The organism is Streptomyces sp. ISL-100 (assembly GCF_018614615.1).
Classification (GTDB): Bacteria; Actinomycetota; Actinomycetes; order Streptomycetales; family Streptomycetaceae; genus Streptomyces.
The window spans coordinates 1-12,250 of the sequence record NZ_JAGGOK010000074.1; the positions used below are offsets into that span (position 1 = coordinate 1).

General features: G+C 72.1%; 11 protein-coding genes and 2 pseudogenes. 8 read left to right on the forward strand and 5 right to left on the reverse strand.

Annotation, left to right across the window (positions count from 1 at the left end):
• Window positions 1–43: 43 nt before the first annotated feature.
• From J7E89_RS31130 to J7E89_RS31140, 3 genes are all read right to left on the reverse strand, one after another.
• Window positions 44–271, reverse strand: a complete 228-nt coding sequence (locus tag J7E89_RS31130) for a DUF3107 domain-containing protein (protein ID WP_028811791.1) — start codon at window positions 269–271, stop codon at window positions 44–46.
• Window positions 272–436: 165 nt separating this feature from the next.
• Window positions 437–1,075, reverse strand: a complete 639-nt coding sequence (locus tag J7E89_RS31135; RefSeq protein WP_214978069.1) for a TetR/AcrR family transcriptional regulator — start codon at window positions 1,073–1,075, stop codon at window positions 437–439.
• Window positions 1,076–1,262: 187 nt separating this feature from the next.
• The gene (locus J7E89_RS31140) at window positions 1,263–1,499 is read right to left on the reverse strand and encodes a hypothetical protein (RefSeq protein WP_214978071.1); all 237 of its coding nucleotides are present in this window, start codon (window positions 1,497–1,499) and stop codon (window positions 1,263–1,265) included.
• 116 nt (window positions 1,500–1,615) lie between these two features.
• Between J7E89_RS31140 and J7E89_RS31145 the strand changes: the two genes are divergently transcribed.
• From J7E89_RS31145 to moeZ, 8 genes and pseudogenes are all read left to right on the forward strand, one after another.
• Window positions 1,616–2,581, forward strand: coding sequence for an alpha/beta fold hydrolase (locus J7E89_RS31145; RefSeq protein WP_214978073.1), 966 nt, complete (start codon window positions 1,616–1,618; stop codon window positions 2,579–2,581).
• A gap of 8 nt (window positions 2,582–2,589) precedes the next feature.
• A complete protein-coding gene (locus J7E89_RS31150; RefSeq protein WP_214978075.1) occupies window positions 2,590–3,942 on the forward strand; it encodes a DUF3152 domain-containing protein in 1,353 nt (450 codons plus the stop codon).
• 219 nt (window positions 3,943–4,161) lie between these two features.
• A complete protein-coding gene (gene pelF, locus J7E89_RS31155; protein WP_214978077.1) occupies window positions 4,162–5,886 on the forward strand; it encodes a GT4 family glycosyltransferase PelF in 1,725 nt (574 codons plus the stop codon).
• A gap of 199 nt (window positions 5,887–6,085) precedes the next feature.
• Window positions 6,086–7,336, forward strand: coding sequence for a hypothetical protein (locus tag J7E89_RS31160; RefSeq protein ID WP_214978079.1), 1,251 nt, complete (start codon window positions 6,086–6,088; stop codon window positions 7,334–7,336).
• 149 nt (window positions 7,337–7,485) lie between these two features.
• Window positions 7,486–8,242, forward strand: a pseudogene (locus J7E89_RS31165) (NAD-dependent epimerase/dehydratase family protein); the annotation flags it as partial.
• A gap of 68 nt (window positions 8,243–8,310) precedes the next feature.
• Window positions 8,311–8,496, forward strand: a pseudogene (locus J7E89_RS42495) (reductase); the annotation flags it as partial.
• Entirely contained in the window at window positions 8,484–9,257 is a 774-nt protein-coding gene (locus J7E89_RS31170; protein WP_214978082.1) for a spherulation-specific family 4 protein, read from the forward strand. The pseudogene J7E89_RS42495 and the gene J7E89_RS31170, both read left to right, overlap by 13 nt.
• A gap of 63 nt (window positions 9,258–9,320) precedes the next feature.
• Complete coding sequence (moeZ, locus tag J7E89_RS31175; RefSeq protein ID WP_214978084.1) at window positions 9,321–10,499, forward strand: adenylyltransferase/sulfurtransferase MoeZ; 1,179 nt, start codon at window positions 9,321–9,323, stop codon at window positions 10,497–10,499.
• Between the two features lie 96 nt (window positions 10,500–10,595).
• Here moeZ and J7E89_RS31180 read toward each other — a convergent pair whose 3' ends face one another.
• Both J7E89_RS31180 and J7E89_RS31185 read right to left on the reverse strand, forming a co-directional pair.
• Entirely contained in the window at window positions 10,596–11,393 is a 798-nt protein-coding gene (locus J7E89_RS31180; RefSeq protein ID WP_214978086.1) for a ParB/RepB/Spo0J family partition protein, read from the reverse strand.
• Window positions 11,393–12,157, reverse strand: coding sequence for a ParA family protein (locus J7E89_RS31185; protein ID WP_214978088.1), 765 nt, complete (start codon window positions 12,155–12,157; stop codon window positions 11,393–11,395). The genes J7E89_RS31180 and J7E89_RS31185 overlap by 1 nt, the downstream gene beginning before the upstream one ends.
• Window positions 12,158–12,250 lie beyond the last annotated feature (93 nt).

Consider the following 12,250-nt stretch of genomic DNA (forward strand, 5'->3'; position numbering starts at 1 on the left):
ACCGGGCCGGTTTCAGTTTGTCGTGCTGCTGTGCTGCCGACGCCTACAGCGCGCCGAAGCCCACCCTGCGCGTCGTCGGCTCGCCGATTTCTACGTAGGCGATCCGGTCAGCGGGAACGAGGACCGTACGGCCCTTGTCGTCCTTGAGGCTGAGCAGCTGCGCCTTGCCGGCCAGCGCGTCGGAAACCGCGCGCTCGACCTCCTCGGTGGACTGCCCGCTCTCCAGAACGATCTCCCGGGGCGCGTGCTGCACGCCGATCTTGACCTCCACGGCTATGTCCCTCCGACGGTCATCAGTGCTGCGGTGCGCGGTCAGCCGCGCTGTACGCAGCACACATTAGCCCGGTGAGGGGACACGGAACGCGCCGACAACGCATGCCGGAAGCGAACACGCGCCGGGAACACATCCCGCGAGCACGCTCCGCGGCGCGCCGCGTCAGTGCTCGCTGCCGTGCAGCGGGAAGCCCGCGATGCCGCGCCAGGCGAGCGACGTCAGCAGCTGCACCGCCGTGTCGCGCGGAATCGTGCTGCCGCTGGAGAGCCAGTAGCGCGCGACCACCTGCGACACGCCGCCGAGGCCGACGGCCAGCAGCATCGACTCGTCCTTGGACAGGCCGGTGTCCTCGGCGATGACCTCACTGATCGCCTCGGCGCACTGGAGCGACACGCGGTCGACGCGCTCGCGCACGGCCGGCTCGTTCGTCAGGTCCGACTCGAAGACCAGACGGAACGCGCCGCCCTCGTCCTCGACGTACGCGAAATAGGCGTCCATCGTCGCGGCCACGCGCAACTTGTTGTCCGTGGTCGAGGCGAGGGCGGTACGTACCGCCTGGAGCAGCGACTCGCAGTGCTGGTCCAGGAGGGCCAGGTACAGCTCCAGCTTTCCCGGGAAGTGCTGGTACAGGACCGGCTTGCTCACGCCGGCCCGCTCGGCGATGTCGTCCATCGCTGCCGCGTGGTACCCCTGCGCGACAAAGACCTCCTGCGCCGCGCCCAGAAGTTGATTGCGTCGGGCTCGGCGGGGCAGGCGTGTGCCGCGTGGGCGTGCCGCCTCTGTCTGCTCGGTGGCTGTCACGCCGCCTCCCATGTCTTTCAGTTTCGCGACCTTTCAACAGCACGGCCGTTCCGTGCGCCGTGTGCGCCGCGCCCGCCATCGTACTTTTGGGTAACCCGGGTGCGCGCGGTACGGACGGAGAATTTCACGGACCGGACGCCTGCGGAAGGCCGATCGGGGGCTGACCAGCGCCTTCAGCAGCGTCGGATCAGCGGTAGTCGTCCTCGTCAAGGGCTACGACGCGGGCTTGTTCCGCGGCGTCGCCGTCGGTCGCCTCCCCGCGGTCGATGCCGGTCGGAGGAACGTCGTGAGTCTCCTGCCACTCTGTGCGCTGCTCCGCGGCATCCGCCTCTGAGGCGTCGTTGTCGAGTTCGTCGGGTTCGTCGTTGTTGTCGAACGGTTCCTCCGCTGCGAAGGTGTCCGGGTCGGTCGGATCGACAGACATGCGTGGCTGCCTTTCAGAGTGAGAACTCGAGCCGGCGCGTACGCCCTTTGCTCCGAGGGTAGATCTGTGACGGCGAACACACGATTCAGTGCGTGATCGTCTCGTAACATTGCCGCATGTCTTCGACCGAGCTGCCCGGGTCCAGTCTCGCCGCCGCCACCGCGGTGCCACGGGTCAGTGCCGTGCGGGTCGCCGACGGGGAGAAGCTGCGCTCCGTCAGCCTGCCCGGGCTGACCCTGAACGTACGCAGCCGGCCTCCGGTGCGCACGGGACTCCCGCCCGCGCTGTACGTGCACGGTCTCGGCGGGTCCTCGCAGAACTGGTCGGCCCTGATGCCGCTGCTCGCCGACCGCCTGGACGGCGAGGCGGTCGACCTGCCCGGCTTCGGGGATTCCCCGCCACCGGACGACGGCAACTATTCGGTCAGCGGGCAGGCGCGCGCCTGCATCCGGCTGCTCGACGCGAGCGGGCGCGGACCGGTGCACCTGTTCGGCAACTCGCTGGGCGGCACGGTCGTCACGCGCATCGCGGCCGTCCGGCCCGACCTGGTGCGCACGCTCACGCTCGTCTCGCCCGCCCTCCCTGAGCTCCGGGTGCAGCGCACGGCGGTGCCGACCGCGCTCCTCGCGCTGCCGGGCATCGCCTCGCTGTTCGCCCGGCTCAGCAAGGACTGGACGGCCGAGCAGCGCACGCGCGGGGTGATGGCGCTCTGTTACGGCGATCCCCAGGCGGTTACGCCCGAGGCCTTCCAGCACGCCGTGGAGGAAATGGAGCGGCGGCTGCAACTGCCGTATTTCTGGGAGGCGATGACGCGTTCGGCGCGGGGCATCGTCGACGCGTACACACTGGGCGGACAGCACGGTCTGTGGCGGCAGGCGGAGCGGGTGCTCGCGCCGACGCTGCTGGTGTACGGAGGGCGGGATCAGCTCGTGTCGTACCGTATGGCGCGCAGGGCCGCCGCGGCGTTCCGCGATTCGCGGCTGCTGACCCTGCCCGACGCGGGGCACGTGGCGATGATGGAATACCCGGAGGCGGTCGCCAGCGCCGTCCGGGAACTGATCGATGACAGCGGTAGGAGCTGATCCGGCGCGTGGGACGTCATAGTCGCCGAGGCCCCGCACCCAAGGGGGCTGCCGAAAAGCCCGCCATACCGGGCCAGGGCGAGGGAGTCGCGGCAGGTCCGGACGCGGCGGGCGTACGGCGCAGACAGCGCCCCCAGCAGCCACCACATCATCAGCAGCAGCATCAGCAGTACGGCGGCACTCCGGCCCACGGGGTGCCGCAAGTGCGCGGTGGGCACCCCGAGCAGCGGGAATCCGGCGGCGGCTGGGGCGTAGCGCCCGACGGCAGGTACGGCGACTGGCAGGGGGCGCCTCGCGCGCCGCAGGGACCGCAGGGGCCGCAGCAGGGCTCGCCGCCCGGACCGCAGGCGCAGGTGCAATCCCAGGCGCGGTACGCGGAGCCCGGAGCCCGGATCCCGGGACCGCGGCAGGAGTTCGTCGAGGCGTTCGACGCTCCGCCCAGGTTCCCGCCCGGGGCCGGTCCGACCGCCGCGCCGGGCGCTGGTGCACCTGATGCCGACCGCGACGGCCGTGACGGCGACTCCGGCGATGACGACGTCTACGACGCCCCCGCCAAAGGCGGCAAGGGGCGGGCCTTCACCGGGATCGCCGCAGCCGCGGTGACCACCGTGCTCGCCGTTGTCGTGGCCGGGCAGGTAGCACAGGGCGACAAGGATCCCGTGGCGTCCCCGGCCGCCGGGGACAGGAACACCGGTGAGAGCGACACCTCGCGCTCGGACACCCGGCCGACGCCGTCCCGGGGAGTGGCCGCCGCCCCGGCGACGTACGAGCAGCAGATGGCCAGGACGTACCCGATCGACCCGAAGCTGACGGGCCGGGGCGACTTCCAGGCGATCGGCGGATTCGACAAGGCCCCGGGCAAGGGGCAGAAGTATTCGTACCGGGTGGATGTCGAGAAGGGGCTCGGCCTCGACGGCGCTGTCTTCGCGCGTGCCGTGCAGGAGACCCTCAACGACGACCGGAGCTGGGCTCACAACGGCGCCATGACGTTCGAACGGATCTCATCGGGCCGGCCCGACTTCGTCGTCACACTCGCGAGCCCGGGCACCACCGGTGTGTGGTGTGCGAAGTCCGGTCTCGACACGCTCTCCGGCAATGTCTCGTGCGATTCGGCGGCGACCGAGCGCGTGATGATCAACGCGTACCGGTGGGCGCAGGGAGCCGAGACGTTCGGCAAGGACAAGATGATCGCGTACCGGCAGATGCTCATCAACCACGAGGTCGGTCACCGGCTCGGGCACGGTCACAAGAACTGCGAGACGCCGGGCGAACTCGCGCCGATCATGCAGCAGCAGACGAAGTCGCTGGACATCGGCGGCGTCAGCTGCAAGCCCAACGCCTGGGTGTTTCCCGGCAGTTGAGGCTCCGCTCCGCGCTGGCCGCAGCCTGACGGAACGTAACCGAAAAGGTCCTTAGCGCGACAGAACGCTACCGCGCGGCGAAAGTTACGTGTGTTCACCCCTTTTGGTGGCGCGATGGACAACCGTCCGTCGCGTCACCGGCATGTCCGCATACGGTCGGTCCCGCTGGAGTCGCCGGACCAACGGCGGCCGCTCACAGGGGAGATCGGGGGTGCGCTCGTGCGGATCGGACTGCTTACGGAGGGTGGCTACCCGTATGCGACTGGTGAGTCCAGGGTGTGGTGCGACCGGCTCGTGCGCGGGCTCGCGCAGCACGAATTCGACATCTACGCCCTGAGCCGCAGCGCCCGCCAGGAGGCGCAGGGCCGGCTCCAGCTGCCTCCGCAGGTGCGGCGGGTGCGTACCGCGCCGCTGTGGGCGCCGCAGGACGACGGCAGTACGTACGGGCGGCGCGAACGGCGCCGCTTCGCGGGGCACTTCGGGGAACTGACCGGCGCGATCTGCGCACCGGACGAGGAAGGCGCGGGCGACCGCTTCGCCGCTGGTCTCTACGGGCTGGCGGAGCTGGCGGGGGAGTGCGGCGGGCTGCAAGCCGCCCTGCGCTCCGAAACCGCCGTACGCGTGCTGGAATCCGCCTGCCGTGCTCCCGGCGCCGGCGGCGCCGTACACGCGGCGAAGGTCCCCGACTACCTCGAATCCGTCGACCTGCTGGAGCGCGCGCTGCGGCCCCTTTCGCTGGACTGGTACGACGGCGCCGATGGGCTTGGCGCCGTCGACCTGTGCCACGCGGCCTCCGGCGGGTCCGCCGCCCTGCCCGGGCTGCTGGCCAAACGCTTCTTCGGCGTACCGCTGCTGGTCACCGAGTACGGCGTACAGCTGCGGGCGCAGTACCTGGCGGCGGGCGACACGGCCCGGAGCTCGCCGGTGCGGGCGTTGCTGGCCGCCTTCCACGGCAAGCTCGCCGCCGAGGTGTACGACCGGGCCACGCTCATCACGCCGGGCAATACGCACGCCAGGCGGTGGCAGGAGCGGTGCGGCGCCGATCGCGCCAAGCTGCGTACGGTCTACCCCGGCATGGAGGCCGAGCGTTTCGCGGCCCTGGGGGAGGGGGACGACGGCGGCGACCCCGGCACGCTGGTCTGGGTCGGCCGCGTGGAGCCCGCCAAGGACTTGATCTCGCTGCTGCACGCCTTCGCGGAGGTCCGCAAGGACGAGCCGCAGGCCCGGCTGCGGATTGTCCACGACCCGCAGCACGGGCAGGCCGCCGAGGCGGCCGCCTACCTCGCGCACTGCAAGGCGCTCGCCGCCCAGCTCTTCCCCGACGAGGCGGCCGACGCGCACGCCGTCGGCGACAACCCCGTCTCCTTCGAGGAGATCGGCGGCCCCGAGGTGCCGGACCTGACGGACGCGTACGCCGCGGGGAGTGTGGTCGTCCTCTCCAGCGTTGTCGAGGGCTGCCCGATCAGCCTGGTCGAGGCGATGTTCTGCGGGCGCGCCACGGTTTCGACGGACGTCGGCGCGGTCGTCGAAGTCATCGGCGGTACGGGCCTGGTGGTCCCGCCGCGCAATCCCCGCGCACTGGCCGACGCCTGCGTGGCGCTGATGCGCGATCCGCAGCGGCGGGACCGGCTGGGCGCGGCGGCGCGCGCTCGCGCGCTGGAACTCTTTACTGTCGAGCAGAACCTCGCGGCATTTCGAGGCATTTACCTGGAGCTGATCTCGCACTGCCCGGTACGCCGCGAGGCCGTGGGCCTGAACGGCGAACCCCTGCTCTTCGCCAACCCGGCGGAGACGCACGTGCCGGGGAGCTGGGCGGGTGGCGGTCTGGCCGGCGGTGCGTCAGGCCCGAGCTGGGCGGGGGCGGCTGCTGCGGATCCGTCGCAAACGGTGGGCGCGGACGCGGGTGCCGGCGCCGGGCCGGGGCTGGGGGAGCGCCATGCCTGAGCGACGCAGCCGACGGGACCCGGCAAGACGGTCGGTGACCAGCACGATCGCGACTACCGCCGCGACCGAATCCACGGGCTTGACGGTCACGACCGAGACGCCGGCAGCGGAGAGCGACGCGGCGACCAGGGCCGCAGCGGCTGAGACGGCAGCCGAGGTCAGGACCGTAGTTGCGACCTTCAGTGCAGGAGGCAGGTCGATGAGCGCACCCCGTAGGTCGGGCGTTCCCCGTGGGAGTGTTTGGGACACGCCCCGTACTCCCGGCAGCCCCGGCGCGTGGGACCGCGAGCCGGAGCCGACGGCGCTGGCGACCGGCGCGTCCGGGCGCGCCGGGGCTGTCGCGCCGCCGCGGCGGGGGCCCGCCGACCCCGTGCGGGCGCTCATGCACCGGCACCGGGAGTTGTGCGAGCGGGCCGTCGATCCGCTGGAGATCGCCGCCGGGCTCGAAGCGCACGGGGTGACGGACAGGACCGCCGCGCGTTTCCGCCACCGGGACGTCTTCACGCTCGCCGAGGAGCTGTACGCACGAGTGCCCCGCGTCGGTGACAGCGCCGGGCCGGCCCCGGCGCGCGAGGACTCCCCGCGCGCCCGCTGGGTCGCGTACGCGCTGCTGCCCGGCGTCGCGTGCGTCGCTACGGTTGCCGGGCTCGAACTGGCCGGTGGGCGTGGGCGGCTGGCGATCGGCTTGACCGGGACGCTGGTCGTCGCGGTCGCGCTCGCCCTGTGCCTGCGCCACGGGCCCCTGCGCGCCGAGGGGCGTACCGCGCCTGCCGCGCGCCTGTGGGTGTGCTGGCTGCTCGGGTACGCCGTCTTCGGTGACGGGCTGCTCCGGCAGGTCGTCGCCGGGGGCCCGGACGGGCCCTGGGCGATGGAGACCACGACGCTGGTGGCCCTCGCCGCGGCCCTCGCGCCCGCCGCCTGGTGCGCGCACCTCCTCGCCGTTCACGCGCGGCGCAAACTCGCCGCGAGCCGTGGCACGGAGGAGTTCGGGGCGGCGGCCCGCCCCCTCCTGCTCGGTGTCACCGGCCTTTTCGTGGGCCTACTCCTCTGCCTCCAGACCGCGGTCGCAAGCGTGACCGGTGGCAGCGGCCGGGCCGGTCTGGCGGCCGGCGTCGCCCTCGGCGCGCTCCTCTTCCTGGCCCGGCTGCTCACCGTCCACGGCTTCCACCGGCCCGCGTCCGCCGGGCTCGCCGCCGCAGCCGCCCTGCAGGCCGCCGCGCTCTCCGCCGTACTCGCGTCCCGCCTGCCCGGCTGCGGCTTTGTCGCCTCGCCCGTCGAGTACCTCCTCGACGCCGGTGGCGCGGAAGCCGTCCCGGCCGTCGCCTGCACCGTGGCCGCGCTGGCCCTGCTCGCCCACGCCACCGCGGCGCTCTCCCGCGCCTCGGCCCACGCCGGCCGGACGGGGGCCGCCGACCGCCACAAGGCGCAGGCGCCGCCCGAGCCGCACTGACCCGCACCGATCCGCCTCAGCCTCCCGCGGAGCCGACGCCGCGGGCGTACACCGCAGCACTCACCGCATCACCGCCCCATCCAGAAGGAGAACGTGAACATGACCCCCCAACCCCCAACTTCAGCCGGTCGGCACCGAGGGGACGCGCGATGAGGGTGCTGCTGCTGGGTGCCAACGGATATCTCGGCCGCTTCGTCGCCGACCGACTGCTCGCCGACCCGGCCGTGCAGCTCACCGCCCTCGGGCGGGGCGACGACGCCGACGTACGGTTCGACCTCGCCACCGGCAGTCCCGGCGCGCTGACGCGCTTCCTGGACGCCGTACACCCCGGAGTCGTCATCAACTGCGCCGGTGCCACGCGCGGCGGCGCCCGCGACCTGACCCGGCACAACACTGTCGCCGTCGCGACCGTCTGCGAGGCCCTGCGCCGCAGCGGCTGCGGAGCGCGGCTCGTGCAGCTGGGATGTGCCGCCGAGTACGGGCCCTCGCAGCCGGGGTCGTCCACCGCCGAGGACGCCGTGCCCCGCCCCGGCGGCCCGTACGGCGTGAGCAAGCTCGCCGCCACGGAGCTGGTGCTCGGCTCCGGGCTCGACGCCGTCGTGCTCCGGGTCTTCTCACCGGTCGGTCCCGGTACGCCGGCCGGCTCGCCGCTCGGCCGGCTCGCCGAGGCGATGCGCCGGGCGATGCAGTCCGGGGACGGTGAGCTGAAGCTCAGCGGCCTCGGCGTACAGCGCGACTTCGTCGACGTACGCGACGTGGCGCGCGCCGTGCACGCCGCCTCGCTCTCCGCCGCGCAGGGCGCCATCAACATCGGCACCGGCCGCGCGGTCCGGCTGCGGGACGCCGCCGCGGTCCTGGCCCGAGTCGCGGGCTACGGCGGCGCGCTCCATGAGCTCGACGCGCCATCCGGTTACGTCCCGGGCAGCGCGGCAGCGGCGGCGCGCAACGGCGGAGTGGGCAGCGTGCTCGCCTCGGTGGGCGCACCGCGCGGGGAGATGTCCCCGGAGCACCTGGGCGGCCCGTACCCCTACCCGGACGGCTGCGGCAGCTGGCAGCAGGCCGATGTGCGCACCGCGCGCGACCGGCTCGGCTGGCGGCCCCGGATCAACCTCGAGGAGTCGCTCGCGGACATCTGGATGGAGGCGGCATGCCGCATCTGACCAGGCCACGGCGCGCGCAGGCCGCGACGGCAGCCGGCCGGATGGGTGTCGGTGTCCCCGGGTACGCCCATCCGCTCGTCGCCCCGGCCGAGTGGGGCGAGCTGACCCGCCCGGGAACGCCGTTGCACTGGGTGGTGCTCAACGTGTCCAACGGCCCCGGCACCTGCCCCGACCCGCACTGCCTGGAGGCCGCGGGCCGCATCCGCAACGCCGGTGTCCGCGTGCTGGGCCGGCTCGACATGGCGTACGGGACGCGCTCCTTCGGCGAGCTCGTCTCCGATGCGCACCGGTTCCGCGACTGGTACCGCGTCGACGGCTTCTATCTGGACCGCTGTCCCACCGACCGGACGGACCTCCCGGGGGTGCGGCGCGTCACGACCGCGGTCGCCGGGCTCGCCGAGGGCGGCGGTCACCTGGTCCTCGGGCACGGCACGCACCCGTACCCCGGCTATGCGGAGATCGCCGGCCAGCTGGTGACGTTCTCGGGGCCGTGGACGGACTACCGCTGGTCACAGGTGGCGGAGTGGACGGCGGACTACCCGCCGGAGCGCTTCTGCCACCTGGTGCACGGGCTGCCGCGTACGCACCTGGAGGAGGCCGTGCGCATCGCCCGCTGGCAGGGCGCGGGGACTGTCTTCATGACGGACCGGACGGCCGACGGGGACCACAGCGACGGTGGGGGACAAAGCGACCCATTCGAGACACTGCCCGGGTACTGGGACGAAATCGTCTCGCGGATCGGACCGGGTGTCTCGGAATGAGAAGGGGCGTGGCAGTGTTACGCGGAGAACAACCGTACTGATTGACCGACCTACGGAGTCCCCGTGTCGCTGCCACCCCTGGTCGAGCCCGCTGCCGAGCTCACTGTTGACGAGGTTCGCAGGTACTCCCGCCACCTGATCATCCCGGATGTCGGGATGGACGGGCAGAAGCGGCTGAAGAACGCCAAGGTGCTCGCCGTGGGCGCCGGCGGCCTGGGTTCGCCCGCGCTCATGTACCTCGCGGCGGCCGGCGTGGGCACGCTCGGCATCGTGGAGTTCGACGAGGTCGACGAGTCGAACCTGCAGCGCCAGATCATCCACAGCCAGGCCGACATCGGCCGCTCGAAGGCCGAGTCCGCCCGCGACTCGGTCCTCGGCATCAACCCCTACGTGAATGTCGTCCTTCACGAAGAGCGGCTCGAAGCCGAGAACGTGATGGAGATCTTCTCCCAGTACGACCTGATCGTTGACGGCACCGACAACTTCGCGACCCGTTACCTGGTCAACGACGCGTGCGTGCTCCTCAACAAGCCGTACGTCTGGGGCTCGATCTACCGCTTCGACGGCCAGGCGTCCGTGTTCTGGTCCGAGCACGGCCCCTGCTACCGCTGCCTCTACCCGGAGCCCCCGCCGCCGGGCATGGTCCCGTCCTGCGCCGAGGGCGGCGTGCTGGGCGTGCTCTGCGCGTCCATCGGCTCGATCCAGGTCACCGAGGCGATCAAGCTGCTGGCCGGTGTGGGCGACCCGCTGGTCGGCCGGCTGATGATCTACGACGCCCTGGAGATGCAGTACCGCCAGGTCAAGGTCCGCAAGGACCCCGACTGCGCGGTGTGCGGCGAGAACCCGACCGTCACCGAGCTCATCGACTACGAGGCCTTCTGCGGCGTCGTGTCCGAGGAGGCGCAGGAGGCGGCGCTCGGCTCCACGATCACTCCCAAGCAGCTCAAGGAGTGGATCGACGGTGACGAGAAGATCGACATCATCGACGTCCGTGAGCCGAACGAGTACGAGATCGTCTCGATTCCGGGCGCGCGGCTGATCCCGAAGAACGAGTTCCTGATGGGCGCCGCTCTCCAGGACATGCCGCAGGACAAGCGCATCGTCCTGCACTGCAAGACGGGCGTCCGCAGTGCGGAGGTCCTCGCGGTGCTGAAGTCGGCGGGCTTCTCGGACGCGGTGCATGTCGGTGGCGGAGTCATCGGCTGGGTCAACCAGATCGAGCCGGAGAAGCCGATCTACTAGGCCCCTGCTGTCCGGGCATTGTTGTACGTACGAAGTTGTACGTACGAAGGGGCCGCCCCGCACGTCATGTGCGGGGCGGCCCCTTTTCCTGTCTCTTCAGCGCCCCCGGGCCAGCAGCTCAGCCACCCTTTCGAGCGCCGCGGGCGCGAGATTGCGGCGCAGTACTTCCACGAGCTCCTCCGGCGTACTGCGGCTGTCGAGAGTGATTACGCCGTAATCGCGCCGCCGCGCTTTCGGAACGGGCGCCGGCGCGTCCTGCACAGTGCCGGGCAGCTGCTGCTCATCGCGCGGCAGCCGCGCGATCCGCCGGGCGTCCTCGACCGAGACCCGGCCGTCGGCCAGTGCCTCCTGAAGGTCCTCGCGGAGCTTCATCAGCGACAGCCGCTGTGAGACGAACCCCTGCGTCTTGCCGATACGGGCGGCCACCTGCCGCTGCGAGTAGCCGTACGAGGTGATCAGGCCCTGGATGGCCTGGGCCTGCTCCAGCTCGGTGAGGTCGTCGCGCTGGACGTTCTCGATGAGCGCGTCCTCGTCGGTGCGGGTCGCGTCCTCCCGTACGAGGACCGGCACCTCACGCAGCCCGGCGAGCTTGGCCGCCGCCAGCCTGCGGTGGCCGTGCAGGACGACGTACGGGGCGTCGCCGACCGCCGCCCCGTGCTCCGGATGCGCGGCGAGGAAGGCGCCGCGTGAGACGACTCCGAGGGCCTGAAGCACTCCGCGTTCGCGCAGCGTCTCCGCCAGGCCGTCGAGGTCGCGCAGTTCGTGGCGCGGGTTGTCGGGGTTCTCGGCGAGGTCCGTGACGGGGACGGTCAGCGGGTACGTGTCCCGCCCGGCCGGCGGCGCGGGGTCGCCGCCGGGGGTGAGCAGGGTGGCGAGATCGGTGCGGCGGCCCATCAGCGCGCCACCGCCTTCCTGCCGGCGCGGGTACGCCTGGGCCTGGCCGGGGCCGGGATCACCGCGAGGCCCACCTCCAGGGCGAGCCGGAAGAAGTCCTCGCGGGCCTGGAGTGCGACGCGGTTGGCGCCGTACTGCGTGACGACGAGGCCGTCGGCGGAGGCGCGGGTGTGCAGCTTGTAGTGGCGTACGACGGTCCGCGCGAGCGGCCAGCCCTGGGCCTCGACGAACGCTCGCGTCTGATCCAGGTCCGCCTTGCCGTCGCGCGGGTCCCAGTTGTTGATGACCACGCGGAACGGCAGTCCGCGCGGCTTCACGACGCGCTCGATGGTGCGCTGGGTGGGCTGGAAGCCGAGGGGCTCGGGCTCGATCGGCACGATCACGTCGTGGGCGCTGTCGAGTACGGCGCGCAGCGCGTCGGCGGCCGGGCCCTTGCCGAGCGGGTCGTCGCCGTCGGTCTCGGCGAGGTCGAGCCAGCCGGGCGTATCGACGAAGACGTGCTGCGCCGAGGGGATGCGGGAGAGCGCTGCCAGTCCGGGCAGGTCGTCGTGCGCCTGCACGAAGTCGAACGGCAGGCCGTCGCCGACCCGCTCCGACCACCACACCGCGGAGCCCTGCGGGTCGATCGAGACCGCCACGACGGGCGGCCGCTCGCCCTCGGCCCCGGCGCCGAGTACGTCGGCTGTGACGGCGGCGAGGTTGACGGCGAGCGTGGACTTACCCACGCCGCCCTTCTGATTGAGGATCACATGCACGTGCGCCACGACCACTCTCCCTGATTCACCGATTCGCGCAAATCCGACATTCGGGATTTACGGTCACTGTGACAGTGGTGCGCGGGCAGGCGCCGCGTACAC

What these genes read in the sequence shown, in the direction of transcription:
- J7E89_RS31140 (WP_214978071.1), bottom strand. Translation starts at nt 1,499, where the DNA reads ATGTCTGTCGATCCGACCGACCCGGACACCTTCGCAGCGGAGGAACCG.
- J7E89_RS31145 (WP_214978073.1), top strand. Translation starts at nt 1,616, where the DNA reads ATGTCTTCGACCGAGCTGCCCGGGTCCAGTCTCGCCGCCGCCACCGCG.
- J7E89_RS31160 (WP_214978079.1), top strand. Translation starts at nt 6,086, where the DNA reads ATGAGCGCACCCCGTAGGTCGGGCGTTCCCCGTGGGAGTGTTTGGGAC.
- J7E89_RS31170 (WP_214978082.1), top strand. Translation starts at nt 8,484, where the DNA reads ATGCCGCATCTGACCAGGCCACGGCGCGCGCAGGCCGCGACGGCAGCC.
- J7E89_RS31180 (WP_214978086.1), bottom strand. Translation starts at nt 11,393, where the DNA reads ATGGGCCGCCGCACCGATCTCGCCACCCTGCTCACCCCCGGCGGCGAC.